Consider the following 26,917-nt stretch of genomic DNA (forward strand, 5'->3'; position numbering starts at 1 on the left):
GGACATTTTTTTAATAAAACCCTGGATTGTATACAATATATAATATATAAATATAGCGAGGTTATTCGAAAACTCGAAACGCTTCGATATATGCACATAATTAATAACAAGAGAGAAATCAATGAAAACGACATTTCTGGGGTTGGATCAAAAAGCATACAGTCGTTCACTAATAGCATTGGCTGTTGGTACAGCATTTTCTGGATCTTTCTGCGTGGCGGCAGATGAAACCGAAGTAAAAAAAGTGCCTGAGCGCATTCAAATCACAGGTTCACGCATTAAACGTATTGATATGGAAGGCGCAGCGCCAATCACAACTATCAGTGCTGAAGATTTGCAAAATGCAGGTTTTGCGACCGTAGGAGATGCACTACGTAATTCAAATTTAAACTCTTTTGGCTCTTGGGGCGGTGGCTCAAATAATGGCTGGGGATCGCAATCTACCGTTCAACTCAAAGGCTCTGATGTTCAACATACTTTGGTATTGCTAGATGGCACAAGAATGGCAAAATCCCCCGTACTCAATGGTGGTGCTGCAAACTTAAATACAATACCGATGGCAGCTGTGGATCGCATCGAAGTATTAATGGACGGTGCGTCGGCGATTTACGGCGCTGATGCAATCGCAGGCGTTGTTAATATTATTCTTAAAAAAAATCTGGATGGATTACAAATTGGTGGTCGCCTAGACAGACCGACGCAAGCGGGTGGCGATTCAAGTAACTTTTATGTCAGCGGTGGCCTTGAAAGTAGTAAAGGGAATGTTGTATTTAGTTTTGAACATTATGAAAAGCAAGTGATCTTGAACTCTGAACGCTGGTATACAAGCCCATTTGTTGTAGAAGGCGGGGATCCGAACGATATTCAAGACTGGGTAAACATATCACCTACGGGCCGGGTATTAAAACAAGGTGCTGCAGGTGGCTGGATGTGGGAGCATCCATTTGCGAATGAATCAGATTGTGCGAGTGTCTACGGTGATAAGTTTGTAGGTGTTCTTGAAGATAGTGACTACCCAGGTGACACTTTATGTGGTTACGACTACACCAAAGCCTCGGCAATTTCTACGTCACAAAAGCGTGATAATGCACTTGTTAATTATAATTACCAGATTAACGACAGTTTGAAGTTTGTTGCTCGTACATATTGGGCAAAAAATGAAACGATGGATATATCCGCACCAGTACCTGCGAGCATTAAGGTCCCAAATGGTCTGCCTGCTTACACAACAGATGAAGGCATAGAGCTCAAGGAGCTAAAAGCAGACCCAGATGCAGGTATAGGTTATCGTTTTGATACAGCTGGACAGCGACTTGCGGAACACCATGACACTGTCTTTGACTATTTGGTGGGTTTAGAAGGTGAAGAAGATAATTTTAACTGGAATGTATCTTATACCTATAACAAATATACAAACTTTACCTGGGGAACGGGTTACTTGCTAGATGGCGCACAAAATGACTTAGTTGGTAGTTGGGATGAGGAAACTAACCGCTTTGTTGGCTGGGACCCTAGAGATCCAAACTCTGAGTTGCCCTTAGGTGCAGCTGCAAACTATGATAAACGCATGGTATCAACCCAACGAGAAGTACAAGCTGGTATAGGCTTTGACTTGTTTGAACTTGCAGGTGGCAGCGTAGGGTTTTACTTTAATGCAAGCTACAGAGAAGAAGCCCTAGATTCAAAGGTAGATGCGTTAGCAGAAGCTGGTCTTATCCTTGGTGGTAACGGTGGATCTGGCGGAGCGGGCGACCGTGATATTTCAGCACTGTCTTTTGAAACTGTATTACCTGTTCTTGACAACTTAGAATTAAACTTAGCGGGGCGATATGATGACTACTCTGATTTTGGCAGCACGTTTAACCCTCAGATAGCAGTACGTTATAACCCTATCGAGGAAGTCGTTGTACGCGCTTCTTTTGGTACTGGTTTTAGAGCACCGACTTTATCTGACTTATACAAGGGAACAACCGAAGGGTTTATTAGTTTAATTAACTACCCACTTTGCCAATCTAAGGGCGAAGATATTGATTCATGTACCACCAAAGAAACCGCACCAGTGCGCTCTGGCGGTAACTTAAAACTAGGGCCAGAAGAATCAGAGTCTGTTAACTTAGGTTTAGTGTGGGATATTTCGGATAACTTTGATGTGTCGGTTGATTACTGGCGCTTAGATACTGAAAACCTGATTGATAACATCGACAACGATGAATTACTTAAAGCCCAGGCAAAGTTAAACCAGGCGGCCGCAGGTCAGTCGGTTTCGAGCGTGTATCCAAATACGCATGTTGCTATTTTGCCCAATGGCCGTATTGATTACCTCATCAACACCACGGTTAATATCGGCCAAAGTGAACGCGAAGGTCTAGATATTAAATTTAATACCAATCATGAAACAGACTTTGGCAGCTTTAAGTCAGGCTTCGCTATTTCTAAAATGTTGAAATATAAGTGGACTGAAATTGATGGTGGCGTAAGAAGTTTGACCGACAACCAAGGTGGTACAGAAGGTCTACCTGACTTACGTATTAACGCAAGTTTGGACTACAGCATTGATGCGCACTCACTAAATTACTTCGCAAATTACATTGATAGCCAAATTACAGATGTTTATGTAGATAATAGCGACAGCGTATTCTTTGAAGTAGGCTCTGTTATTTATCATAACTTAAAATATTCGTACAACACGCCTTGGAACAGTGTTATCAATGTTGGTGTGACGAACCTAACTAATGAAGAGCCAAGGTTTAATAAAAGCGGTAATTATGACCGTGACTTATATGACACACGAGGGCGCACTTATTATGTAAGCTTCAAGCAATCATTTTAAGTTGTCTTATTAAAAAAAGCCTCAAGTTATCTTTAATTTGAGGCTTTTTCAATTATATTCAATTTCGTAATATGGTATTGGCACGACTTATAATTCAACGTCATCCGAGCAGCTTTACGCCTTTCATGACAGTAAAGGAAGCGAGCTTAATTCACTAGGCATTTCAACTCATTCGCTAATAGCGGTTTATACGCAACGGCTCTGGTTTTGCTTGTCAGATTTCTTAAGATACAGGCTACACTTTATAGGTAGAGTAGACAAATAGAGGATACACTCTATGCCAATAAAATCAGGGCCCAAACGAAAAAACAATGATGGAACTCCAGATAAAAGACAACGCGTAACAAAAGAGAATAAAAATAAGCACAAAAAGCTAAAAGAGCACAAACATGAAAAAGGGGACTGAAATAAAAAAGCGCCCATGTAGGGCGCTTTGTTGGGCTAGTAATTCATTATCTAAGTGCTTGAATGCGTTGTTCAAGCGGTGGGTGAGATGCAAACATCTCTGATAAGCTTTTACCCGATGCAATACCAAAAGCCATCATTGAGCCTTCAAGTTGCGATTCTTGGTTTTGCTTTAATCGCTCTAACGCGGCACGCATTTTGTGCGCCCCAACTAAGCTAGCAGCACCTTTGTCAGCTGCAAATTCGCGTTTACGGCTGAAGTACGCCACTACGATTGACGCTAAGATACCAAATAGCATTTGGAAAATTAGGTCAAACACAAAATACGCCCAGCCAGTACCTTCTTCATCACCTCTAAAGAAATTATCTACAATGCCAGCTAGCACCTTTGCTAAGAAGATTACAAAAGTATTTACCACACCTTGAATAAGCGTCAGTGTTACCATGTCACCGTTTGCAACATGTGAGACCTCATGTGCTAATACGGCTTCGGCTTCATCTTGACTCATGTTATGCAGCAGGCCAGAGCTTACCGCAACTAGGCTGTTATTTTTACTCGGCCCCGTGGCAAAAGCGTTTATCTCTGGGCTGTCATAAATGGCAACTTCAGGCATTTTTATGTTGGCCTGTTGTGCTTGACGCGCAACAGTTTGCAATAGCCAATGTTCTGTTTCATTTCGAGCTTGTTCTATGACCATCGCACCAGTTGATTTTTTTGCTATCCATTTCGACATAAATAGCGAAATAAAAGCACCACCAAAACCAAACACCAGAGCGATAAGCATAATGCCGCTGTAACTTCTGGACGAAATTCCAAACACCGACATTAAGACCGATAAAACCACTCCCAACACTAGCATTACAGCTAAGTTAGTTAGTAGAAATAACACAACGCGTTTCATAATCACCTCAGTGAAATAACAAAAATCAAACTCTGCATACTTTGCATACAGACTCATATATCTAAGGAGTAAAATGGGGTAATTTAAAGCACTAATCAATAGCGATAAGTGCAATAAAATAGAAAAAGTTGCGGTTTTTATCAGTTAATTTTTTGTCAAGAGCCAAACAGAGTGTTTGGCTCAGATTATTTCTTATAACTGCAACGAAAAAGTCGATTGTTTCAATTCTTGCTTTAAAGCGTCGTCTTTAATTTCACCTTTTTCACTGTCAAAAACATCATAAAAACTTGGCACCGAAACACTGGCTTTTACGTCCATTGCAAAAAAAGGTGCTGAGCCTGTTGCGCTCGCTAAAACGCTTTTTGCACCGCCAGGTCCTGGTGACGTAGCGAGCAACACCATTGGCTTATTTTGATACACCTTTTGATTAATACGAGATGCCCAATCAAATATATTCTTATAAGCTGCAGTGTAGGTACCATTGTGCTCCGCAAATGACACAATAATCGCATCGGCTTCACCGATTTTGTTATAGAACTGCTGAGCTTGGACTGGTATTCCAATTTCGTTCTCTCTATCCGCGCTGTAGATTGGCATTTCAAAGTCATTCAAATCAATTAACTCAACCTCTGCGCCTTCAACGAATGACGCAGTGTACTGCGCTAATTGTTTGTTAATTGATTGACGGCTGCTACTTGCTGCAAATGCTAAAACTTTCATAACACTCTCCTAAATGGGTTTGTTTTGTTGTATTCATTTTATGCAACCCAGTGTATATTGACATTCAAATTTATTTAATAACTCATTTGTAAAGTTACTATTTCCATATGGCTAATAATATTTTTGATGGCATTCCAATATTTGTGCAAGTTGTTAAAAGTGGTGGTTTTGGTGCTGCAGCCAGTGTACTAGGGCATTCAAATTCTCACATTAGTAAAGAGATCAACAAACTTGAAGAACGCCTCGGGGTAAGGTTGCTCAATAGAACCACGCGTTCCATTGCTTTAACCCCCGAAGGGGAGCTCTACTATGGCTATTGTGAGCAGTTAGTCAATGACGCCACTGATGCATTTACACTTTTAACGCACAATGACAACAACCCAAAAGGGGAGTTAAAAATAAGCTGTCCGATTGGTATTAGTCAAAGCTACATACAGCCTGTGATTGAAAAGTATGTACAAAGTTACCCCAATGTTAGACTCAATATCGATCTTAGTGATAAACGAATCGATGTGATTGCGGATGGGTTTGATCTTGTGGTGCGTGCTGCGCCAGAGCTTCAAGAATCGAGTTTAATTTGTAAACGATTATTTTCGTGCCCTACATATGTTGTTGCTTCGCCTGATTATATTGCGCGTTATGGCCGACCTCATCACCCTAAAGAGTTAACAAATTACGATTGTATTTGTTATTCGAACCTCAAATCTCCAAACAAGTGGGAGTTTGTAAATGCTCAAGGAGAACAGTTTACTGTCAACGTTAGACAAAAAGCCTTGTTAAATAACGGTAATATGCAAGCGGCAATGGCATGCGCTGGCATCGGAATATGTAGATTACCTGAGTTTTACATTAAACAAGAGTTGGCTCAAGGGCAGTTAGAAGTGCTATTTGAACAGTGCCCACTGCCACAAGTAAATGTGTACGCCATTTACCCAAGTAAAAAACATCTTTCACCTAAAGTTCGCTGTTTTATTGATTTGTTAGAGGAGAACGCGAGAAGTATCCGCTAAAAATGCTTTTATTTGCTAATAGCCAGTGCTTTTAATCGCCTGTAAACATTTAATGCGTTAAAATAGGGCAACACTTTCCTAAACTTCGATAACCATTGTGTGATGGTTGTCCTGACATTGAGAACACCATGAGAAAAAACTTTGCGTTAACGCACCCAAAACTAAAACCTGCTCGATTAGTTGATGCAATTAAGTATGAAATAAAAAAATACCTCCGTAGAGAGCGCAATAAAAACTTACCTGCTGGGGCTGATTTTTGGGACTTTGACTGTCGTTTTGGTGCGACGCAAGAACAAGCTGACGTAATTAAAGTTGCAGAAATAAACAAGCACATTGATCATGCGGTTGGTGCCGAATTACCTTCTTTTTATCTCGAAATCCTGGCAAAACCTGGCCATAGAGCGCCATTATTGGATGAAGAGTAATATAGCATTTAATAGTTTCGAACATTGTTGATGTAATAAAGCATGCAAACTCTCAAGTTAAGCGCATAAAATCTGCGCTTAACTTGAGTTTGGGGTTACAAAAAACTCGGGTTTTGTTTGATAAACCGTTTGCCTAGTTCAATTGAACCCAACAAATTTAAATGATTGTTATCACGATAGATCGGTATGTTATTTAGGTAGGTTGGGCAGTCACTTCCCTCGCAAAAAATAGACTCTACTGAAACAAATGATGCTTGCTCAGTGTACTTATCTTTTAGAAACGCAAACGCATTGCTAATATCGGGAAAAGCAGCTGAAGTAGCGCTGACCCTGCAGTCTTCTAGCTCGTCAGATGTTCTATTTGCATGGACTTTCAAAAAACAACGGCTATTATCAACTTTTTGTCTTGGTAGCATTTCAATAACGATAGGGTAAATGCCAGCTGCAATTAACTGATTAAGCGTAATTTCTATAGTCTCATTTAAGGCTGCTATTTTATTCTGCTCGTATTTTGACAATAGGTTACCTTGTGTATAACCAGCCCAAGCGCCCGCTAGGAATACATACCGAGGTTTTTTATCTAATATATAGGCCAACGCGTCATTATTCCTTTTTATGCAGGCTTCTCTAGCGTTAGTTGTATTTACATACAAAGATAGTAATGGAGGGCAATTACCACGTGATACTTCCAAAACTTTTATATCAAAATGTTGTCCTATTACATCCACAAAACCATTAAAATGGTTTGCGTGTGAGTCTCCCCATAAAACTGCATCTATCTTAGATTTTTCTTTATTGCCAAGCATGCACGTGTGCGATTCACTAATCGTCACGTCATTTGTCATACAAACACCCTTTCCCTGTTCAGGTTTACTATGAAGCGCCACTTCTGCTTGCACGATAGTTTGGTCAAACCTGTGAGGGAAAAACTGTGCATTATGAGCAACAAAGAAAACTAAAACTAATGCTGCTGCAGGTGCTGTATACAGTAATAACGCGACTTTTTTGGTCTTTATTGTTTTTGAGTGTCTAGTTGGGTTTTCTACGTACCGCCAAGTTAAATAAGCTAATAACATTGATAAAGTCGCAACACAAAGCTGGACAACAGCGGTAAATTCAATACCCAATACTTTTAAGTAAGAAATGATAGGCCAATGCCATAGATACAATGAATATGATATGAGGCCTATAAAAACTAAATATTTGTTGCCAAGCACTGAATATGACCAACAACTTAGGTTTTTACCAGCGATTATTATACCTGCTACGCCAAAACATGGTAAAAGCGTCAGCAGCCCTGGGAACTTATCTTTTGAGTCAATATTCATTGCACTTACTAAAATTAAAGCGAGTGAAATTACAAATATGCAATTTGAGGCAAACTTGTTTAGGTTAAAGTGTTCAGGATAATGATACAAACATACCGCTACGGCAGTACCAATCAAAAACTCACCAGCTCTACTGGCAATAAAATAGTAGGCCAACTTAGCGCTATATTGAGTCAAAAAATATGAGACCAAATACGCGGCAATCAGGCTGAATATTAGTATTAAAGCTCTTAATTTGTGTTTTGACAGCTTCATCCACAATACAATACATAATGGCATAAATAAGTAAAATTGTTCTTCTACGGAAAGAGACCAAGTATGCAATAAAGGGGCTTCATGAGTGGTGGAGGAGAAATAACCACTTTCATTAAGCATAAAAAATATGTTGGAGAAAAACAGCGCAGACGCAATCGCGCTTCTTAAAAGGTCACTAAGTGCATAAGGCGTGAGTATAATAATACCAGCAATAATAGTGGTCACTAATACCGTTAAGTATGCAGGCAAAAGCCTAGTTGCACGTCTAATGTAGAAGTCAATGTACGAAAAATGATTATTCGCATTCGCTTTTATAATGATACTGGAAATTAAAAAGCCTGAGATGGTGAAAAATACATCAACACCTATAAAGCCACCAGTTATAAAAGGAATGTCCAAATGGAATAATAATACTATTAGGACTGCAATTGCTCTTAGTCCATCAATATCAGACCTATATTGTGTCATCAGCTAAGTCGAAGCCTTCTTAAAAACGTAGGGGGTGATTTGGCCGCAGACCATACACGAACAGCGCTGTTAAGGCAAATTAGGCGTAGTTCTGCGAGCTAATATCAAACAGTAGCAAAAATATAAAAACAGACCGCCAATAGCCCCAATCAAATGTGCTTCTATGGCCACTCTAGAGTCAATGAGCATACCAACTTCAACGCTTGGCCCTTGTACTTGTTCCCAAATTAATTTTGCCCAAATACCTATAAACAACAAAATACCAGAGCGCATGCCAACTTGAATATCTTTAAGCGCTCCCCACACAATCACTCCATGTAACAGACCACTTAAACCTGTATAGATCCCAATGTCAGGGCAAAATAACCAAATGCCTAGACCGGTCCACAGAGCTAAAAATATTATATGGAAGAAGTACTCTTTAGCAGAGCGGTGCTCAGCATGTAAAACCCATATAAAAACAATACCAATAACGTTGAGCAGTAAATGAGTCCAATTACTATGCATAAATTGGCCTGTGAAAACACGCCACCATTGTGCAGGTACTAAATCCCTGTCGAATGCAAAGAGCGAATGCGTATCGAATAGCATTAATAAAGTACTCACTAGAATGAGCGTTATTGGGGGGAGGGTGTAGCGCTTGCTTAGAGGTAGATCAATCATGGTATTTGGCAGTTATTTTTTGCATATTGTGCCTGTTTGCTTTTATCATGCCAATGTTTTCAATGAATATAAGTGATTATAAATGAAATACGCACTGCACCTAGCGCTCTTGTTTTTACTCAGTAGTTGTACTTCGAATGATAACGCTCAACACAGTCAAAAACGAGAAACACGAGAACCGGAAGCTGCAACGGGCTTACAATATAAAGAACAAGTTTCAGCACAGCAATTTATGGTTGCAGCTGCAAACCCTTACGCCGCAAAAGCTGGGCAATCAATGCTCGCTCAAGGCGGTAGCGCAATTGATGCGGCAATAGCAACACAACTTGTGCTTACCTTAGTAGAGCCTCAATCATCTGGTATTGGGGGCGGTACGTTTATTTTATATTTTGATAAAAAGAATAATAAGCTCGTGACCTTTGATGGTAGAGAAACGGCCCCCAATAAGGCCGACCACACACTCTTTTTGGATGAAAATGGCAAAGCGGTCCCATGGATTAAAGCTGTCGTTGGTGGGCGCTCAGTGGGCGTACCTGGGGTATTACATGCTTTTAAACAAGCTCATCAGCAATATGGGACGTTACCTTGGGAAACGTTATTCGAGCCCGCGATTAAACTAGCTACTGAAGGCTTTGTGGTATCACCTAGGCTGAACATGTTACTGGAGAAAAAACTCAACCCAGGCCTGACACAATTGTCTCCTGCAAAAGATTATTTTTACCCCAATGGTGAAGCGCTTAAAGTGGGTGCTGTAAAGCAAAACCCCGAACTTGCGAGTGTATATCAACAAGTAGCAAAAAATGGCATACGCGCATTTTATCAAGGCGAAAATGCTGCACAGTTAGTAAGCGCGGTGCAAAATGCCCAAATAGCGCCAGGTAAGCTAGATAAAAATGATTTAGCAGAGTATACAAGCAAGCAGAGAACCCCGATTTGCACCGATTATCACCAATATAAGGTTTGTTCGATGGCACCACCTAGCAGTGGTGGTATAGCCGTATTACAAATCTTAAAATTACTTGAAGGCAAAAATCTTTCACAATATGCGCCAAACGACCCACAAGCACTGCATTTATTTACGCAAGCGTCACGTTTGGCTTTTGCTGATAGAAACCATTATGTGGCCGATCCTGACTTTGTAACGGTTCCTACAAAAGCGCTGCTAAGAGATGATTACCTGTTAAAACGTGCAGCTTTGATAACAGACCAAGACAACCACAATGTACCTGTGGGAGATCCCACCCAAGGTGCCATTGCTTATGCGCAAGGTGACGGTTATGAATTACCTTCCACTACTCACGTATCAATTGTTGATAGTCAAGGCAATGCAGTGTCCATGACCAGCTCTATCGAAATGGCGTTTGGTTCAACCGTTATGGTGAACGGTTATCTTTTAAACAATCAGCTTACTGATTTTTCTTTAAGTCCTAAAAAAGAAGGGAAGTGGGTTGCTAATCGTGTTGAAGCCAACAAGCGGCCTCGTAGTTCAATGTCACCAGTGATGGTATTCAATCCAGATGGTAGTTTACGCTTGGTTGTGGGCTCACCGGGTGGAAGCCGTATTATTAACTACGTTGCACAAACTGTGATAGGCGTACTAGATTGGCAATTAACGCCTCAGCAAGCAATCAATTTACCCAGAGTCACTAACCGTAATAAATATACGACACTTGAAAAAGGTACCGAACTTGTAAACTTAGTGCCGTTCTTTAAAGAAAAAGGCCACAACGTGCAGGTAAGAGATTTAAACTCCGGGTTACATGCTATTGAAGTAAAAAATGGTAAATTATATGGTGGTGCAGACCCGCGCCGCGAAGGCATTGCGTTAGGCGAAAACACACGATAATCGTAGGCTTAAAAGTAAGTTTACGATATACTGTACGGCCCTGTTTACAGAAAATACAATCTGTAGATGGGGTCTTTTACATTGGTCTGATGTGAGTGAAATTCATTGAAATTTAATCACTTTGGGCAATAATGATCTCTCAGCCTATAAAAATGTGTCAAAACTTGTAAATATGACTAAACAAACAGATCCTAATTATTTATACATTCCATACTCTGGTCCTAATCTTTTAGAAACGCCGTTACTTAATAAAGGCAGTGCATTCAGCCAACGTGAGCGAGAAAGCTTTAACTTAGCAGGTTTATTACCACCACGTTATGAGACCATTGAAGAGCAAGTTGAGCGTTGTTATCAACAATACTCAAGCTTTAGCGACAATTTAAACAAGCATATTTACCTTCGAGCGATTCAAGACAACAACGAGACGCTTTATTACCGTTTGGTGCGCGACCATTTAGAAGAAATGATGCCAATTATTTATACACCAACAGTTGGCGATGCTTGTGAAAAGTTCTCTGATATATATCGTAGTTCACGAGGCTTGTTTATCGCCTATGAAGAACGCCATCAGATTGATGACATTTTACGTAACGCTACTAAAGGTAAAGTAAAAGTCATCGTTGTAACTGATGGGGAGCGTATTTTAGGCCTAGGTGACCAAGGGATAGGCGGTATGGGTATTCCTATCGGTAAGCTATCTTTATATACCGCATGTGGAGGTATCAGCCCAGCCTATACGCTACCTGTAATGCTTGATGTAGGTACTAACAACGAAAAGTTGCTTGCCGACCCAATGTATATGGGCGCTCGTCATAAACGTATTAGCCAAGAAGAGTATGACGAATTTTTAGAGCTATTTATTTGCGCGGTTAAACGTCGCTGGCCAAGCGTGTTATTACAGTTTGAAGATTTTGCCCAACCTAACGCCATGCCGCTGCTTAAACGTTATCGTAACGAAATTTGTAGCTTTAATGATGATATTCAAGGTACGGCTTCAGTGACTGTTGGCTCATTGCTCGCTGCATGTCGAGTCAAAGGCGCAAAGCTATCTGACCAAAAAGTGGTATTTGTTGGCTCTGGTTCTGCCGGTTGTGGTATTGCAGAGCAAATAATCAGTCAAATGGTGGCCGAAGGCATATCAGACGCGCAAGCGCGCAGCCAAATTTATATGGTAGATAGGTATGGCTTGCTAACAGAAGGTATGGAAGATCTTCGAGATTTCCAAGCTGCCTTGGTACAAAGCAAAGATGCACTAAGTGACTGGTCATACAGTGGTGACTATGCAGCGCTCTTAGATGTAATGCACTGTGCCAAACCTGATATTTTGATTGGAGTGTCGGGTCAGCCAGGATTATTCACGGAGCAAGTTATTCGTGCTATGCACAACGGCTGTGAACGTCCTATTATTTTCCCGTTAAGTAACCCATCTCGCCAAGTTGAGGCTCATCCAAAAGACGTGATTGAGTGGACTCAAGGACAGGCTATCGTAGCAACTGGCAGTCCGTTTGACCCAGTAAACTTTAACGGTACTGTTTATCCTATTCCGCAGTGTAACAACAGTTATATTTTCCCTGGTATTGGTTTAGGTGTGATAGCAGCTAAAGCCACGAGCATTACTGACGCCATGTTGATGGTTTCTAGCGAAACCTTGGCTGAATCTTCTCCATGGGCGAATACTGGCAAGGGTAGCTTGTTACCAGCACTTGTTGAAATTGAATCGCTAAGTAAGCGCATTGCATTTGCAGTTGCCAAAAAAGCGATGGAAGAAGGTGTTGCACTAGAAATGTCAGACGATGCAATATGGGCGGCAATTGAAAAGAACTATTGGTTGCCAGAGTATCGTAACTACAAGCGTTGTAGTATTTAATGAATTATTGAGCCAGCACAGTGAATGCTGGCTTTTTTATATCTATAGTTAATACACAAACCAAGGAGGTAATTTTAAACTAATGTTTTGAGAGTTGTATGAAATACCTTTTGTTAAGCGCTTTTATATTAAGCTTGTTTATTAGTAGAAGTCACGCTTTGGTGATTGATTTAGCATCTGATTTTGACCCAGCAAAAGCCAATGAACCTACTGATGCCGCCATGGTAATTTTAATGAAAGTGCAAAAAGCTTTAGATGGCAAGCTTATCTTTAATCATATACCAGCAAGCAGAATTAGAGAGTGGCGTGAATTGGATAGTCATCCCACCACTTGCCTTTATAATAAAGCTAAAACGCCAGTTCGTGAAAAACAGGCTCTCTATAGCAAATTCCCTTTTACCGCATTTCCTGCCAATCGATTAATCGTACATAGCAATTTGTCTCTTCCCGAGAGTTTATCAATTGACGAACTTATTACAAAGTACGGTTTGCAGCTAGGCGTGGCGAAAGGGCGCTCATATGGAGAAGAGATTGACCTCATGTTGGCAAAGATAAAAGACCATGTTTTTGTAAATGAAGGCGCCAACAGTGCAGCTAGGCTTAGAAAGATGTTATTACAAGACAAACTTGACGCTATCATAGAATACGCGCCAGTTTTTAATTACGACCATCCACATAAATCTCGTCAAAAAGACATTACTTTTCATAAGATTTCTGGTGCGCCAGATGCAACATTTGGCTATTTTGTTTGCTCTAACTCAGATGTTGGTAAACAAGCAATTACTCTTTTTAACCAAGCAATGGATGACAAGCAATTACAGCAAGATATTATAGAGTTTCACCAGGACTTGTTTTTTGAGCAAGAAAGCATTTTTATTCGCCAATCATTGCGGGCTCAATTTCTCGTTCAGTGATCATTAAGTGTAATATGATTCAATACAGCTAATTGCAACCAAAGGAATTTAATTATGCGTATTTTAAGCGTGTTAGCCGCCTCTCTATTTAGTGTAAGTTCATTTGCCAGTACGGTACCTGATGACCCTCACCTGTATGTTCAAGGGCAAGCGAAAATACAGGTTCAGCCTGATAGAGCAACCATAAGAGTGGCAATCGTTGAAAAGAGTAAGCAGCTGCCCGAGGCCAAGCAGAAAGTTGATGATATAATGGCCAAAGCCATTAAACTAGCTAAGCGGTTCGACATTGAAAAAGATGATATTCATGCCGAGCAACTTAATGTTTATCGGCAAACTCGATATAACCGCAACACTAATGAAGAAGAGTTTGAAGGATTTAGAGTAACCCGTAGCTTAACGCTTACTTTGAAGAAAATTGAAAGCTATCCAGAGCTACTTCAAGCACTAGTGGACACTGGTATCACAGAGTTTAACAATACAGAATTTAGCGTTAGTAACCGCGAAGAGTTAACCGACAAGTTAAAGTTAAAGGCAATAAAAGACGCCAAATTAGCGGTAAAGGAATTAGCCGGTGCGTTTGATGTAGAAGTGGATAAACTTTATTCAGCGTCGTTTGCGCCGATCAATGCGCCTACCGTGCCTTATCTACGCCAAGCGCCAGCAATGAAAATGATGGACTCTGAGTCAGGTAGCTATAAAGAAGCGTACAACACTGGAGCTATTACGATTGAAGCGCAAGTGTATGCAATCTATTTAATTAAGTAATAAAACCCTTTGCAATGATAGGTACTCCCCAGTGCCTATCGTATTTTTAACCCCTTTGTTATAATAACCGCTTTGCTATGGAATGGGCTGTATAGCTAAAGTTTATGAGTCGAAAGATCTTTATCATAGGTTTACCAAGAACCGGCACTACCAGCGCTTGTATCGCATGTTTAGAACTTGGATTTGCAACTGCACATACGGCTTATACAATACAAACGTTTAAAAATGCACAGGTTATAGCCGATACCCCCATTTTTAACGATTACCAATCTCTCGCGCAGGTATACCCCAATAGCCGTTTTATCTACTTAGAACGTGACCTAACATTATGGTTACCGTCAATCTCGCAGTTATTAAGCAGAATGGCAGCTAATTTGCTAAGAGATGATGGTGGGTTCAATGACACCATCAAGCGCTGCTTTTTAGATACTTTTAAAGGCCTTACCCCGGATTTAGCAAGTGATTATGACTTTTTACAGCGCTGCTATGAAACTCACAAAGCACAAGCTTTGGCATTTTTAAGTACCAACAAGTTAGAACACATAATCCTAGATATATCAGCCTCTGACTCGCTAGAGGTGCTCTGCAATTTTTTAGGTGTTGCAAATAGCAATCTCAAAGCAATGCCTTTCACAAATAAAGCTGGCAAAGTTACCGCTTGGAATAGCGTTCGCCACCCACTAAAAGTTGCATCAACACGAAATGGTAAAGTAGATAAAGATGCTTTGTTATTGCCAGCACTGGGCAAGTGAACCAGACACTTTGCGTCACAACACTAATACGATAGAATGGCCGCAATTTTATGCCTTATAGCCTTATGAATTAGTTATGTTTGAACTTAAATACCACACCCCATTTGAATGGACACATAAAGTCATTGCAGACTTTGGTACATTTTTACAAGATCATGCCGCAGCTGAAAAAAAAGCATCAGGAATGGCAGTATCTATGCTAAGTCATTATCCTGATAGAATTAAATTAGTAAAAGCAATGACGGATCTTGCGATTGAAGAGATGATCCACTTTAAGCAAGTACTTAAATTAATGACCGAGCGCGGTATAACGCTTGGGAATGACCAAAAAGATCTTTACGTTAAAAAAATTAGAGCTTTGTTCAGAAATGGCCGCGATGAGTTTTTAATTGACCGTTTATTGGTTGCGGCGGTTATAGAAGCGCGAGGCCATGAGCGATTTTCTTTAGTGGCAGAAGCGCTTCCTGAAGGTAAAGAAAAGGATTTTTACGTTGCGATTGCAAAGTCTGAAGAAAAGCACAAAAACCTATTTGTAGAATTAGCGTACGAATACTTTGATAAGCAAATGATTGATGAACGATTAGAAGAGATCTTAATTGCCGAAGCAAAGATATGCGAAGAGATCCCCTTTACTGCTGCACTTCATTAATTTTTTAAAAGCTTTGGTGGTGTTGCAGGGCAGTTACCCACCAAATTGGTTAAAAAATAACAAAACTCAGAAATAACTGAAAAAATTTAGTTGACTTAAGCTCATAATTCTATATAGTGGGCTCCAGCTTAAAAGTAAGAATATATACACACTCCATTTCGAAGCGTTAACGTTAGTACCTCCGTCCTGTAGTTTTTAAATATCATTTATTTTTTGTGCTATTCCGTCTGACTCTGATGATAGTCAGCAATTTAAAATTTAATTTACAGGATAGATATTATGTCTAACACAGTTACTGGTACCGTTAAGTGGTTCAATGAGTCTAAAGGTTTTGGTTTTATCGCTCAAGAAAATGGCGCAGACGTATTTGCTCATTTCAGCGCAATCAAAGGCGATGGTTTCAAAACTCTTGCTGAAGGTCAACGCGTTGAATTCACTCTAGCTCAAGGCCAAAAAGGTCCTCAAGCAGAGAACATCGTTGCACTTTAATTTTTAAATAAATTAAGTGAAACAAAAAAGGCAGCTTAAGCTGCCTTTTTTAATGTCCAAATTCCGCTATTAGAGTTTAAATTTAGAAGTAGAGTCTAATAGGTTATCTGATAGTTTATGTAAATTCTGCGCAACATCTCCTACCTGCACCAAAGCTGTCATCGTTTCTTCAAACGAACTATGCATATTAGAAACGTTGTCTACTACCATCGCAGCAACCGAAGTTTGTTCTTCGGTCGCAGTAGCGATTTGTGAATTCATGCCATTGATTGCCAATATTTGCTCTGAAATAAGTTGAATTGAGTTACCCGTTGCCTGTGCGGCTTCGGCATTATTGGTTGCCATATCTCTAGCTGTATTCATGGCATTCACAGAATCTGACGCCGCGACTGTCAGTATATTAATAAGCTCGCGAATTTCATTGGTTGATTTAGCGGTTCGTGACGCCAATTCACGTACTTCATCTGCAACCACCGCAAATCCTCGACCTTGTTCACCAGCACGAGCAGCCTCAATGGCGGCGTTTAGAGCGAGCAGGTTAGTTTGCTCAGCAATGGATGTAATAACGTTTAGAATTTGAGTCACGTTTTGAGTATCGTCGGCCAGTTTGTTAATTGTCACTGCTGCTTTATTAATCTCTTCGCTTAAGTCTTTAGATTGCGCAACAGATACATTTATTTGCTTTAAGCTTTCATCTACAGCGTTCTCTGCAAGCTCTGCAGCCTGAAACGCTGAAGCTGCTGATTGAGAAATATCTCCAACGCTTTGTTTCATCTCTTCCATTGAGTTTCTAACTACCTCAGCATCGCTGGATTGCTGCTGGGTGGCGCGTTCTGCGGACTCCATACCTTGTACTAAGCGAGTCGAGTTTTCCATTAATGGCTCAACTACAGCAATAACATCTTCAACCGTACCGCGTAACAGATTTATAAATGCATTGAAGTTTTTCGATACTTGACCAATTTCATCTTCAGATGAAACGGTCAGTTGCGAACTTAGCGACCCTTTACCTTCTGCGAGCAGATGCAAATTATCGGCAGCCTCACCAGCGGAAGAACTAATACCTCTGGCTATCATTACTGCAAGTACAATCACCAATGCAAGCGAAACCACCGCAACGAAAAACATCATCGTTAAGGCATCGTCAGCGTTTGACTTGGTATTGTTGATAAGCTCAGAAAAACGCTCATTAGCGCGCCTTTTATCATCATTGAGAGTTTTTAATATTCCTTCAAATAAATCGCTTTTCTGTTTAGCTATTTGTGGCAACTTGGCAAAATCGGCGGTGCCATCAATCATGCTGGTAGCGATTTGTTTTGCAATTTTCCCGTACTGTTGTAGATCCCTTACTGTATTCGAGGTTGGGAAATTATCATTTAGAGTAGGGACCTGTTGCAGGTTTTCAACCAGCTTTTTCTGCGTGGCCGCAGCTTTGCTGATTAACTCAGCGTCCCCAAAAGTGACCGATTGAGTATAGGTTTCGTCAAGTGTTTGCATTGCAGTGACGTTTTCAGACGTAAGAATTAATAATTTGTAAGTTTGGTTTTCTAATTCATCAAGTGAGCGCTGATTCTCCAACAAAGAGGTATAGTTAATCATTACCAATACAATAAATGCTGCAACTGCAACTATGGTTATCGCATGGATTTTTTTTGAAATACTCATGTTTTTAAAATGCAATAAGTTCGACATATAACACCTTGTAATATAACAATGTGACAACCTAAGTTGCGTTGTTCCTTGCTAACAGCCTTTTTAAAGGCTTAGCTACCGTTATTTGGCACTTTCCCCTAATGATAAGCTTAGCCATATTCCGATTTTTATCAATAAAACTTTCTTTTTCGTAGGGTTAACTATACTTAGCATGCCAATAACTCATAAATTAGGCGGAGCTATCTATGAAACTAAAAACTACTCTCTTGATCGCTGCTCTGTGTTCTACGACAGCTCATGCAGAGATTAACATTTCAGGTTTTGCAAGTATAAACGGTGGTAAAGTGCTCAGCGGTAACGGTGCACCTCAATATGATATTGAGCCCTCGTTTCTTGCTGACTATCCGATCGTAAGTACATATACAGAAGATTTTTCCTTTTCACCAGAGTCACTTATAGGCCTGCAGGTCACAGGTGATTTAGGCGAAGGGTTAAGTGTTACCGGGCAAATTGTTGCACGTGGTGCCAATGACTACGACGCAGAATTTGAATGGGCTTACATATCTTATGAGCTGAATGATAACTGGACGATTCAAGCTGGTAAGAAGCGGTTACCACTTTTTTACTACTCAGATTTTTACGATGTTGGCTATGCCTACGTATGGATGCGACCGCCAGCTGACAACTATACATGGCAAATATTTAACTATGAAGGGGTAAATTTGTTATACAACGGTTCTGTTGGAGATTGGGGACTGTCAGCAAATATTTACACTGGTAAAGAAGATGACGACCAAAATAAGTTGTTATCTGACTTCTTTTTTAGAGCGCCGGTTCGTGAAATCTGGGAAGACATTTTAGGTGGCGTAGTTAACTTAAGTCATGATTGGCTAGAAATTCGTTTAACGCATATGCGCTATACCAACAAACGCTTTGTTAATGGTGAACCAACCATGTGGAATGGTAAAGATACACGGGATGGCAAGTTTTATGGTCTTGCAGTAAATGCAGACTTTGGAAACTTTTTTGTGTTATCTGAGTTAAACCGTTTAGAGCTAGACAGCGACTTTGATACCTACATGATCAGTGCAGGTTATCGCTTTGGTGAAGTAACACCATACGTTATGTACTCAAACTATGAGCAAGATGGAGATGGTGATACCGAGAAGCACGATACTACTGCTGTAGGTGTACGTTGGAATTTTCATCCTTCCGCTGCATTTAAAGTGCAATATGACAGAGTTAAAGATGATTCGTTTGACTTCGCCGTTGCCGGCGACAGTAAAGCACTCACCTTTGGCGTTGACGTAGTATTTTAGGAGCTAAGCGATGAAACATTTAATTTATTTAGCATTTTTAGCGCTAAGCGCTCATTCATTTGCAGCCGTATCAGTGATTGTTCACCCAAGTAACGCAAGCACAATTGATGATTCGACCATTAATCGAATTTACACGGGTAAAGAGAAGTCTTTCAGTAACGGTAACAAAGTTATTCCCATTGGCCAAGATGCCGGTAACCCAGTAACAGAAGAGTTTAATACTAAGGTGTTAAACAAGTCATCTGCACAGCTAAAAGCGTATTGGTCAAAACTGATCTTTACAGGGAAGGGCACACCTCCTAAAGAAGCAGCCAATGACGCTGAAGTGATCCAGTCGGTATCCAGCAACCCTGATACCATCGGCTTTGTATCATCAAGCGCTGTAACGGGTGATGTGAAAGTGGTTAAAGAATTTTAATCAACCCAATTTACCTTACTAAAAACTCGCTCTATGGAGCGAGTTTTTTATTTATGCGCGCTAATATATTTGCCAACTGCCTTAAATTTTTCTTTGGTGATAGGAAGGTAGAGCATAAACATATTAAAAAGATGGCTTTTAACATAATATATTTGCGTCATAATTTTCGCTTATTTTAAGTAATGTTGGCTATTGGTAACCAGCCTATACACGCAAGAGCTTGGGAGTGGCATATGCTCCATTGTTTCACATCGCCCATGTTTCGAATTATTAGCGAGTGTAAAAACTGATGGAGCTAAGGGGAGGGGGAAAGTGGTTTACATAGTATATGGTTTATTCTTTTGCATTGTTCATCGAATCGACCAGTTTATCTATTTCATCCGTCACAATGCGTTTGTACTGCAATCTAGCATCAGTTTTAGATATTAAGCCTTCGCTTTGACCTTGCTTTAGCAAAGCTATAGCGTACTCAGCCTCATAACTGATCTTAGGTCTATGCAAGAAATTCTTCCAATTGAGTATAAATATTCCAAGAGCAATAAGATAAGCAATATTTATCTTACTGAGTTCTTCTGTGACGGCAGCAGCAGGACTAACAAACAGAGATACAATAGCTAATAACAAATGTAATATGCATCCAAACAGCACCCCCATTGATGTAGCAACAGGATCTTTAACAAACAAAAGATCTAAAGCCATTTTAATGTACTTGGTCAGAGTATTTAAATCCATTATGCTTTCACTCCAACGGGACGATTCAGGCTATGGGTTTCACTAGCAGATTGGAATGCTCTTATTTTTTTACCTTTATCAAATTTGTTGCCCCCATCACTTGTAATAAACTGTAGTATTTCCCTAGCTTCATACTCATTGTCACCGTAAAAGCCTTTGTCAATTCGATACTCAAGAACTTTGTGACTCGCTTTAATAGCAATAAGGAAAAGAAGCGAACCAATCCCCATACCTAAGGCTGAGCTCGTAAAACTTGTGAATAAGCCAAGAAGGGTTGAACAAAGTATGTTCAGCAGTAGGCATTGTACTGCTTTATAGTCTCTCCTAATTCGTTTTAAAATCAACGTACCGATAATCGTATCTTTATCGATTTTGAATGTACCTTGGTCTAGTAAACTAATACACTTTGATAGCAACCCACTAAAAATAACTGAAAAGAACTTTATTCTAATTTTATAACTTTCAACAGGCTTGGCATCGGTGGCTTGTCTATGGACGGCTATATATATTTCTCTCGCTAATTTTTTGCTAATTTCAACTTTTTCAAGTTCAAAAACATATCTAAGCAGGGTTCGCCTAGACGCTAACCCAAATCTAACACCACTTTTATGTGCCTTTTCCAAACGCTCTCGTTTTCTTTTATCCATACTTTCCCTTGAATACTTAAGCTGCACTTCTTATTGACTTAATGATAGCACCTTATGTATTGATCAACACGGTTAGAAAATGAAGGAGAGTTGGAACACATAAAAACATCTTAAATAAACCAGCATCAATAGACGCTAAACATAGAAACTTACACCATTTAACATAATATAAATTATGGGTCATTAAGTGTCTTTGTGTGAAGCTACCCCGATTGTAATACCCCAGTAACTTTAAAGTCCAATACTAGACGGTATCGGACATTAAGGTTTTTTATACCTAAACATCGAATTGTAACGCCAAAGTTATTGAGCTTGCGGTTTTGATGCCTTAGTATGTTTTTATATCAACAATATGAAGTATCGTTATATGGAATTCGTCAAACCACTGGAGCCGATTTTAATAATCGACGACTCACAAGATATAAGAGATTATCTTAGTAATATTCTGACCGACTTGGGCTTTGAAGAAATTTTTGAATCTCAGGATTTTGAATCAGCAAAAAGCCTACTCACTAGCAACCCCCCTAATGTAATCTTCCTTGATATTGAACTTCCAGACACCGACGGCACACAAATCTTAGAATATATTAATGACCATTATCCAAATACGCACGTTATTATGTGCTCTGGTCATAACAGTCTTGAGAATGTACAAAATACCTGGGAGCTTGGCGCTAAAGGATTTATCGCAAAACCTTTTAATGCAAAAAAAGTTGATACAGTATTAAAACGTATAGAAATGATTGCATGAGTCATTCAATAGAAACTATCACGTCAAAGTTGTCTCATATCATTTTCGGCAAAGAACACCAAATAAAACTCGCGGTTTGCAGTTTATTATGTCGTGGTCATTTGTTGATTGAAGACTTACCCGGTATGGGTAAAACTACGCTTTCTCACGGACTGGCGGATGTACTTGGCTTGAGCTACCAGCGTGTACAATTCACCAGTGACTTACTGCCAGCTGATGTTCTTGGGTCTGCAATATTTAATGCCAAAGAACATCAGTTCCATTTTCACCGCGGACCAATTTTTAGCCAAGTGTTGCTTGCAGACGAAATAAACCGTGCAAGCCCCAAAACACAAAGCGCTTTGCTTGAGGCTATGGAAGAAAGGCAAGTCACAGTTGACGGTATCAGTCATCCACTGCCAGAGCCTTTTTTTGTAATCGCAACGCAAAACCCGTTACATCAAGCAGGTACACATCCTCTCCCCGAGTCGCAATTAGACCGCTTTTTTATGCGTATTAGCTTGGGTTACCCAAGTGAAGAAGCTGAGAAAAAACTGATATTGGGTGTTAAACGCCAAAGCGAGAACAATGTTGAACAGGTGCTCGATAAAGCGAGGCTAATCGAGTTACAAGCACAATGTAATGAGGTTCACCTTGCGCCAGTTGTGGTTAATTATATTCTTGCATTAGTTCGGTATACCCGTGATTGTGGGAAGTTTTCAGATCCCCTTTCGCCACGTGCCAGTATTGCATTGGGCAGTGCTGCAAAAGCATGGGCACTGATGGATAACCGAGACTATGCCACACAAGATGACGTGCAAGCTGTGTTTGCAAGTATTGCCGCTCACAGGCTTAATATTCCATGTCATATACAAGATAACGCAGTATCGGACATTTTGTCAGAGGTTGAAATACCACTTTGATGTTCGGCACGTTTAACCAGCTTTTTGCGCGCTTTATTCGAAAAAAGCACACCGCAGACTCAATCACTTTTAAACACAATACCATCTACATACTGCCCTCAACTATGGGCACGGGCTTTATAGGTGTATGTGTGCTTAATTTTTTATTGGGTATAAATTATCAAAATAACCTTTTACTAGCAGTATCTTATCTGATGATAATGCTCCTAATCATTGCACTGCTCTATGGTTATTTAAACTTCAGCGCTAGCGAGATAAAGTTAGTTACGGTTAATTCTGCACATTGTAATACCCCGCCCTCAGTTACTTTAGCAATAGCCACAAGTAAGCCGTTGCTTGATCTAACGATTGATAACGAGGCATTGGAAGAGCCGATTCATATTCTAAATGTCGAAAAGCCTATTTTGCACTGTGTGTCATTTAAGGTTAAACGCGGTAAACACTTAGTTGGGCAATTTAAATTTATGAGCCACTTTCCATTTGGTTTAGTAAGTGTTTGGAGCTATTTGTATCTCAACAAGTTTATTTATGCATACCCAAATCCACTCGAAAGCAATGACCCTATTTATGCGTTTACATCAAATGAAAACAGCAATGATCTTTGTAGTTCCTCGCCAATTGTAGACGAATTTAAACAGTTGACCCCTTATCAATCTGGTATGAATATGCATCGAGTTTCTTGGAAACACTATGCTAAGTCGCAGCAGCTTCTGGTAAAAGAATACGAAGGAGAGCTGGGCAGCCAAGTAGTAAGATTTGATTATGATCTGCTACAAGGTACTGTAGAACAACGATTGTCTAAACTAAGTTATTTGGTATTAGAAGCCGAAGCATCCGACACGCTATATGCATTCAAACTAGGTGGTTTTGAGCTTTCGGCAAACCGCGGAGAGGCACATAAAATTAAGTGCTTGGAGGCTTTGAGTGACTACTAATTCACTGTTCTTCACGCTTAGCTATTTAATAATAACACTACTGCCCTTCACCGAGTTTGGTTTTGCATTTAATGCGCTGATGATGTGTTTAGCTGTTTGGCATAGCGTGCTATTGAGCCTTAATAAACAAGGAATACGCAATGCCATTTTAAACGCTGTGGCTTTAATTGGTATGGCTATCACGGTGATGTCAATAGGTTTAAAAAGTACAGTAAGTGTTTTTGTCGCACTCATGTTGTTAGCTTGCCAACTAAAAGTAATTCAGGCAACAACACTTAAACAATGGCGACAAGTTTTAGTATTAAACTTTTTTACTTTTCCTTGTGCGTTTTTATTCTCGCAAAGCCTATATGTTGCGTTACTTGTGCTGATTATGCTCGGGTTTAACCTTGTTTTAATGCAGACCTTGCAAAAGGTAGGCACATTCAAAGCCGCTGGCCAGTTTGTCATTTCTAAAATAATGCTTAGTTGCATACTGAGCGTCTTCTTAATTTTGTTTTTACCAAGACTGCCTGCTTTTTGGCAGATGCCGGGGCCACAGCTTGCGAAAACCGGATTATCTGAAACTGTAAGCCCGTTTAGTATTTCCAAGTTATCACAATCAGATGAACTAGCCTTTAGGGCATTGCTCAACGAGACAAGTATTCAACAAGGCCAAACTCCACTTTATTGGCGTGCCATCATACATGACAAATTTGATGGGCAGCAGTGGACCATAGCAAACTTACAAAAAGCCCCTATTAGCTATAAAAAACGTGATGAGCTGCCCTCTTATACAATTATTGCACAACCGAGCAATACGCCTTGGTTATATGCATTAGGGTTTTCAACCAGTCCAACTGCTCTGGTACAAAGTAGCTACTTTGGTACTTTGTTTAGAACCGATAAACTAACCTCAACATTTGAGTATGTGGTAACACCGGCAAAAGGCAATGCCAACACTACCCTGTCCGGCTGGCAATATCGAAACAACACCACAATTGTAAAACGATTAAATCCTCGCGCACAAAATCTTGCACAGCAATGGGATCAACAAACGAACACAACGGCAGAGTTTATCACTGTGATGCGCAGATACTTTATAGAGCAACAATTCAGCTATACATTGAGCCCACAAGTTACGACATCAGAGCATATGGTAGACCAGTTTTTATTTGAGTATAAAAGTGGTTTTTGTGGGCATTACGCATCTACAGTAGCCATGATGATGCGAAGCATTGGTATACCTGCCAGACTTGTGTCTGGCTATTTGGGCGCTGAGTATAATGAAAAGCAAGGCTATTTCAGTATTTATCAATATGATGCGCATGCTTGGGTAGAATATTTTGTACCAAATGAAGGGTGGAAAAGCTTAGACCCAACCGCCTGGGTCTCACCCGAAAGACTGCAAGGCTCACTATCTCAATACCAACCTTTGGCCAACGAATTTCAATCAAATCTAGGCATGAGCTTAGCTGCTTTTTCTGACTTTGCGTCCATCAATTGGCTACGGATAAAACTTGAAGAGCTTGATTATCAATGGACGCGATGGGTATTAAATTTTGACCAACAAAAGCAAACTTCAATGTTAGAAGCTATGTTAGGTAAAAATTATCAACATTTCTCTGGTGTAATAGCAATCCTCACCTTGGGCATGATATTCACAAGTTTATTTTTTTATATTCAATTGAATAGCAAGAGCAAAGAACCAGATGCAATTAAGCATTATCGTCGATTGATTGCATTATCATCTATCAACCTTGAGCATACAGCACCAAAGCAATCGATAGCATTATTACAACAGCAGTTTCCACAGCAAAGCGATGCATTAATTCGGTTTTATGCTGACTTTTCTGCAAACCGCTATCAGGGAAAAACTTTTGGCAAAAATCAAAACATTCATGCCAAAAATTTGATAAATTCAATAAAAACAAAAGCAAAGAGAACAATATGAATGCAGTAATTATAGGTGTTATATTAATGCTCGGATTATCGCTAGTTCGCGTTAATGTAATCGTGGCAATGACCGTCAGTGCAATGGTAGCTGGACTGAGTGCAGGACTGGGTTTAACCGACACCATGAACGCGTTTAACAGTGGGCTTTCTGGTGGTGCGGAAATAGCGCTTAGCTACGCTATGTTAGGTGGCTTTGCCGTTGCTATATCAAAGTCAGGGTTAACCCATATTCTTGCGCAAAAGTTGCTCAGTGCTGTTGAAAGCTCTGACGAAACCCACACTCGCATGTTAAGTTTTACTATCATGGCAATCATTTTATGCTGTGCGATAGCATCACAAAATTTAGTTCCTGTACATATCGCATTTATACCCATACTGATACCACCTTTGCTGACTTTGCTAAACCGACTTAATTTAGACCGTCGAGCAATCGCCTGTATATTAACCTTTGGTTTAGCAACTTCTTACATGGTTTTGCCCTATGGTTTTGGCGGCATCTATCTTTATTCAATATTGCACAAAAATTTATATGATAATGGCCTAGACATGATCAACACACAAGTACCCATTGCGATGATCATTCCTGCAATCGGGATGTTCATTGGCCTTATTATCGCGGTATTTTTTAGCTACAAAAAAGCGCGAGAATATCGTCATAATGAAGCTGCAGAAACTGCGGCTGCGAAAGAAGTTGAGAACCCTAAAAAGGTGATGATCATCGGTTCCATTGCAGTAATAAGCTCACTCATAGCGCAAAATGTCAGTGGTTCAATGATATTAGGTGGCCTTGTTGGGGTAATGATGTTCAGCGTATTTGGTATAGTAAAATGGGAGCAAAGCTCCGACGTTTTTAGTCGCGGTGTTGCAATGATGGCGATGATAGGTTTTATTATGATCTCGGCCCAAGGGTTTGCATCAGTAATGAAAGCAACAGGTGATGTAGCAAGTCTCGTGAGTGCTTGCGCTGATTTTATTGGCGACAACAAACCGCTTGCTGCAGCAATGATTTTATTAGTTGGTTTGTTAATAACCATGGGGATTGGTAGCTCTTTTTCGACAGTGCCTATTATCGCCACTTTGTTTGTCCCACTGTGTATGGAAGTAGGATTTTCGGTAATGGCAACCGCTGCACTAGTAGGAACTGCAGGTGCTTTGGGGGATGCTGGCTCTCCGGCATCAGACTCAACTTTAGGACCCACATCAGGCCTAAATGCCGACGGACAGCATGACCATATTTGGGACTCAGTTGTGCCTACATTTATTCACTTTAACATTCCCCTACTCATATTCGGCTGGATAGCAGCTATGGTACTTTAAATAGATTTGCAACGCGCTTC

The 26,917-nt window shown here is 40.1% G+C and carries 24 protein-coding genes; 17 read left to right on the top strand and 7 right to left on the bottom strand.

The features are described 5' to 3' along the window. The first annotated feature begins 121 nt into the window (after window positions 1–121). Complete coding sequence (locus HG263_RS01050) at window positions 122–2,830, top strand: TonB-dependent receptor domain-containing protein (RefSeq protein WP_171624234.1); 2,709 nt, start codon at window positions 122–124, stop codon at window positions 2,828–2,830. Between the two features lie 452 nt (window positions 2,831–3,282). Here HG263_RS01050 and htpX read toward each other — a convergent pair whose 3' ends face one another. Further along, window positions 3,283–4,137, bottom strand: coding sequence for a protease HtpX (gene htpX, locus HG263_RS01055; protein ID WP_171624235.1), 855 nt, complete (start codon window positions 4,135–4,137; stop codon window positions 3,283–3,285). Between the two features lie 192 nt (window positions 4,138–4,329). Then, window positions 4,330–4,857, bottom strand: a complete 528-nt coding sequence (locus HG263_RS01060; protein ID WP_171624236.1) for an NADPH-dependent FMN reductase — start codon at window positions 4,855–4,857, stop codon at window positions 4,330–4,332. Window positions 4,858–4,964: 107 nt separating this feature from the next. On the opposite strand from HG263_RS01060, the gene HG263_RS01065 reads away from it, so the two are divergent. Together HG263_RS01065 and HG263_RS01070 are read left to right on the top strand one after the other, a co-directional pair. Beyond that, window positions 4,965–5,867, top strand: a complete 903-nt coding sequence (locus HG263_RS01065) for a LysR family transcriptional regulator (protein ID WP_171624237.1) — start codon at window positions 4,965–4,967, stop codon at window positions 5,865–5,867. A gap of 128 nt (window positions 5,868–5,995) precedes the next feature. After that, complete coding sequence (locus HG263_RS01070) at window positions 5,996–6,292, top strand: DUF6172 family protein (RefSeq protein ID WP_171624238.1); 297 nt, start codon at window positions 5,996–5,998, stop codon at window positions 6,290–6,292. Window positions 6,293–6,387: 95 nt separating this feature from the next. On the opposite strand, the gene HG263_RS01075 is transcribed toward HG263_RS01070, so the two are convergent. Together HG263_RS01075 and rrtA are read right to left on the bottom strand one after the other, a co-directional pair. Next, entirely contained in the window at window positions 6,388–8,343 is a 1,956-nt protein-coding gene (locus HG263_RS01075; RefSeq protein WP_171624239.1) for an acyltransferase family protein, read from the bottom strand. Window positions 8,344–8,412: 69 nt separating this feature from the next. Then, window positions 8,413–9,006: a rhombosortase gene (gene rrtA / locus HG263_RS01080; RefSeq protein ID WP_171624240.1), complete on the bottom strand. Its 594-nt coding sequence runs from the start codon at window positions 9,004–9,006 to the stop codon at window positions 8,413–8,415. An 82-nt stretch (window positions 9,007–9,088) separates the two neighbouring features. On the opposite strand from rrtA, the gene ggt reads away from it, so the two are divergent. From ggt to cspE, 7 genes are all read left to right on the top strand, one after another. Next, window positions 9,089–10,852 (top strand): gamma-glutamyltransferase, encoded by a 1,764-nt coding sequence (gene ggt, locus HG263_RS01085; RefSeq protein ID WP_171624241.1) that lies wholly within the window; start codon window positions 9,089–9,091, stop codon window positions 10,850–10,852. Between the two features lie 172 nt (window positions 10,853–11,024). Further along, window positions 11,025–12,719, top strand: coding sequence for an NAD-dependent malic enzyme (locus tag HG263_RS01090; protein WP_171624242.1), 1,695 nt, complete (start codon window positions 11,025–11,027; stop codon window positions 12,717–12,719). 161 nt (window positions 12,720–12,880) lie between these two features. After that, a complete protein-coding gene (locus HG263_RS01095) occupies window positions 12,881–13,633 on the top strand; it encodes an ABC transporter substrate-binding protein (protein WP_171624243.1) in 753 nt (250 codons plus the stop codon). A gap of 54 nt (window positions 13,634–13,687) precedes the next feature. Beyond that, a complete protein-coding gene (locus HG263_RS01100) occupies window positions 13,688–14,398 on the top strand; it encodes an SIMPL domain-containing protein (protein WP_171624244.1) in 711 nt (236 codons plus the stop codon). A 104-nt stretch (window positions 14,399–14,502) separates the two neighbouring features. Beyond that, on the top strand, window positions 14,503–15,150 hold the full coding sequence (locus HG263_RS01105) for a sulfotransferase (protein ID WP_171624245.1): 648 nt from the start codon (window positions 14,503–14,505) through the stop codon (window positions 15,148–15,150). 76 nt (window positions 15,151–15,226) lie between these two features. Beyond that, the gene (locus HG263_RS01110) at window positions 15,227–15,799 is read left to right on the top strand and encodes a MiaE family protein (protein ID WP_171624246.1); all 573 of its coding nucleotides are present in this window, start codon (window positions 15,227–15,229) and stop codon (window positions 15,797–15,799) included. Between the two features lie 279 nt (window positions 15,800–16,078). Next, a complete protein-coding gene (gene cspE / locus HG263_RS01115) occupies window positions 16,079–16,288 on the top strand; it encodes a transcription antiterminator/RNA stability regulator CspE (protein ID WP_070985466.1) in 210 nt (69 codons plus the stop codon). A 69-nt stretch (window positions 16,289–16,357) separates the two neighbouring features. Here cspE and HG263_RS01120 read toward each other — a convergent pair whose 3' ends face one another. Next, the gene (locus tag HG263_RS01120) at window positions 16,358–17,980 is read right to left on the bottom strand and encodes a methyl-accepting chemotaxis protein (RefSeq protein ID WP_171624247.1); all 1,623 of its coding nucleotides are present in this window, start codon (window positions 17,978–17,980) and stop codon (window positions 16,358–16,360) included. Between the two features lie 206 nt (window positions 17,981–18,186). Between HG263_RS01120 and HG263_RS01125 the strand changes: the two genes are divergently transcribed. Further along, window positions 18,187–19,260, top strand: coding sequence for a porin (locus tag HG263_RS01125; RefSeq protein ID WP_171624248.1), 1,074 nt, complete (start codon window positions 18,187–18,189; stop codon window positions 19,258–19,260). A gap of 10 nt (window positions 19,261–19,270) precedes the next feature. Beyond that, window positions 19,271–19,678 carry a type 2 periplasmic-binding domain-containing protein gene (locus tag HG263_RS01130; protein WP_171624249.1) on the top strand — a complete coding sequence of 136 codons (408 nt, stop codon included), beginning with the start codon at window positions 19,271–19,273 and terminating at the stop codon, window positions 19,676–19,678. 333 nt (window positions 19,679–20,011) lie between these two features. Here the strand turns inward: HG263_RS01130 and HG263_RS01135 are convergent, their stop codons facing one another. Together HG263_RS01135 and HG263_RS01140 are read right to left on the bottom strand one after the other, a co-directional pair. Beyond that, the gene (locus tag HG263_RS01135; RefSeq protein WP_171624250.1) at window positions 20,012–20,410 is read right to left on the bottom strand and encodes a hypothetical protein; all 399 of its coding nucleotides are present in this window, start codon (window positions 20,408–20,410) and stop codon (window positions 20,012–20,014) included. Beyond that, the gene (locus HG263_RS01140) at window positions 20,410–21,057 is read right to left on the bottom strand and encodes a hypothetical protein (RefSeq protein WP_171624251.1); all 648 of its coding nucleotides are present in this window, start codon (window positions 21,055–21,057) and stop codon (window positions 20,410–20,412) included. Before HG263_RS01140 ends, HG263_RS01135 begins: the two co-directional genes overlap by 1 nt. Window positions 21,058–21,424: 367 nt before the next feature. Here HG263_RS01140 and HG263_RS01145 point away from each other — a divergent pair, with 367 nt between their 5' ends. From HG263_RS01145 to HG263_RS01165, 5 genes are all read left to right on the top strand, one after another. Further along, the gene (locus HG263_RS01145) at window positions 21,425–21,808 is read left to right on the top strand and encodes a response regulator (protein ID WP_171624252.1); all 384 of its coding nucleotides are present in this window, start codon (window positions 21,425–21,427) and stop codon (window positions 21,806–21,808) included. Beyond that, window positions 21,805–22,710, top strand: a complete 906-nt coding sequence (locus HG263_RS01150; protein WP_171624253.1) for an AAA family ATPase — start codon at window positions 21,805–21,807, stop codon at window positions 22,708–22,710. Before HG263_RS01145 ends, HG263_RS01150 begins: the two co-directional genes overlap by 4 nt. Window positions 22,711–22,841: 131 nt before the next feature. After that, a complete protein-coding gene (locus HG263_RS22630; RefSeq protein ID WP_171624254.1) occupies window positions 22,842–23,645 on the top strand; it encodes a DUF58 domain-containing protein in 804 nt (267 codons plus the stop codon). Then, a complete protein-coding gene (locus tag HG263_RS01160) occupies window positions 23,635–25,578 on the top strand; it encodes a transglutaminaseTgpA domain-containing protein (RefSeq protein ID WP_171624255.1) in 1,944 nt (647 codons plus the stop codon). Before HG263_RS22630 ends, HG263_RS01160 begins: the two co-directional genes overlap by 11 nt. Further along, window positions 25,575–26,897: a Na+/H+ antiporter family protein gene (locus HG263_RS01165; RefSeq protein ID WP_171624256.1), complete on the top strand. Its 1,323-nt coding sequence runs from the start codon at window positions 25,575–25,577 to the stop codon at window positions 26,895–26,897. Before HG263_RS01160 ends, HG263_RS01165 begins: the two co-directional genes overlap by 4 nt. The last annotated feature ends 20 nt before the right edge of the window (window positions 26,898–26,917 follow it).

It is taken from the genome of Pseudoalteromonas caenipelagi (assembly GCF_013140855.1).
Classification (GTDB): Bacteria; Pseudomonadota; Gammaproteobacteria; order Enterobacterales; family Alteromonadaceae; genus Pseudoalteromonas; species Pseudoalteromonas caenipelagi.

Coding starts and splice junctions, on each gene's coding strand:
- HG263_RS01090 (WP_171624242.1), top strand. CDS start 11,025: ATGACTAAACAAACAGATCCTAATTATTTATACATTCCATACTCTGGT.
- HG263_RS01135 (WP_171624250.1), bottom strand. CDS start 20,410: ATGGATTTAAATACTCTGACCAAGTACATTAAAATGGCTTTAGATCTT.
- rrtA (WP_171624240.1), bottom strand. CDS start 9,006: ATGATTGATCTACCTCTAAGCAAGCGCTACACCCTCCCCCCAATAACG.
- htpX (WP_171624235.1), bottom strand. CDS start 4,137: ATGAAACGCGTTGTGTTATTTCTACTAACTAACTTAGCTGTAATGCTA.
- HG263_RS01130 (WP_171624249.1), top strand. CDS start 19,271: ATGAAACATTTAATTTATTTAGCATTTTTAGCGCTAAGCGCTCATTCA.
- HG263_RS01110 (WP_171624246.1), top strand. CDS start 15,227: ATGTTTGAACTTAAATACCACACCCCATTTGAATGGACACATAAAGTC.
- HG263_RS01075 (WP_171624239.1), bottom strand. CDS start 8,343: ATGACACAATATAGGTCTGATATTGATGGACTAAGAGCAATTGCAGTC.
- HG263_RS01125 (WP_171624248.1), top strand. CDS start 18,187: ATGAAACTAAAAACTACTCTCTTGATCGCTGCTCTGTGTTCTACGACA.
- cspE (WP_070985466.1), top strand. CDS start 16,079: ATGTCTAACACAGTTACTGGTACCGTTAAGTGGTTCAATGAGTCTAAA.
- HG263_RS01105 (WP_171624245.1), top strand. CDS start 14,503: ATGAGTCGAAAGATCTTTATCATAGGTTTACCAAGAACCGGCACTACC.
- HG263_RS01120 (WP_171624247.1), bottom strand. CDS start 17,980: ATGTCGAACTTATTGCATTTTAAAAACATGAGTATTTCAAAAAAAATC.
- HG263_RS01150 (WP_171624253.1), top strand. CDS start 21,805: ATGAGTCATTCAATAGAAACTATCACGTCAAAGTTGTCTCATATCATT.
- HG263_RS01070 (WP_171624238.1), top strand. CDS start 5,996: ATGAGAAAAAACTTTGCGTTAACGCACCCAAAACTAAAACCTGCTCGA.
- HG263_RS01065 (WP_171624237.1), top strand. CDS start 4,965: ATGGCTAATAATATTTTTGATGGCATTCCAATATTTGTGCAAGTTGTT.
- HG263_RS01060 (WP_171624236.1), bottom strand. CDS start 4,857: ATGAAAGTTTTAGCATTTGCAGCAAGTAGCAGCCGTCAATCAATTAAC.
- HG263_RS01100 (WP_171624244.1), top strand. CDS start 13,688: ATGCGTATTTTAAGCGTGTTAGCCGCCTCTCTATTTAGTGTAAGTTCA.
- HG263_RS01145 (WP_171624252.1), top strand. CDS start 21,425: ATGGAATTCGTCAAACCACTGGAGCCGATTTTAATAATCGACGACTCA.
- HG263_RS01050 (WP_171624234.1), top strand. CDS start 122: ATGAAAACGACATTTCTGGGGTTGGATCAAAAAGCATACAGTCGTTCA.
- HG263_RS01140 (WP_171624251.1), bottom strand. CDS start 21,057: ATGGATAAAAGAAAACGAGAGCGTTTGGAAAAGGCACATAAAAGTGGT.
- ggt (WP_171624241.1), top strand. CDS start 9,089: ATGAAATACGCACTGCACCTAGCGCTCTTGTTTTTACTCAGTAGTTGT.
- HG263_RS01165 (WP_171624256.1), top strand. CDS start 25,575: ATGAATGCAGTAATTATAGGTGTTATATTAATGCTCGGATTATCGCTA.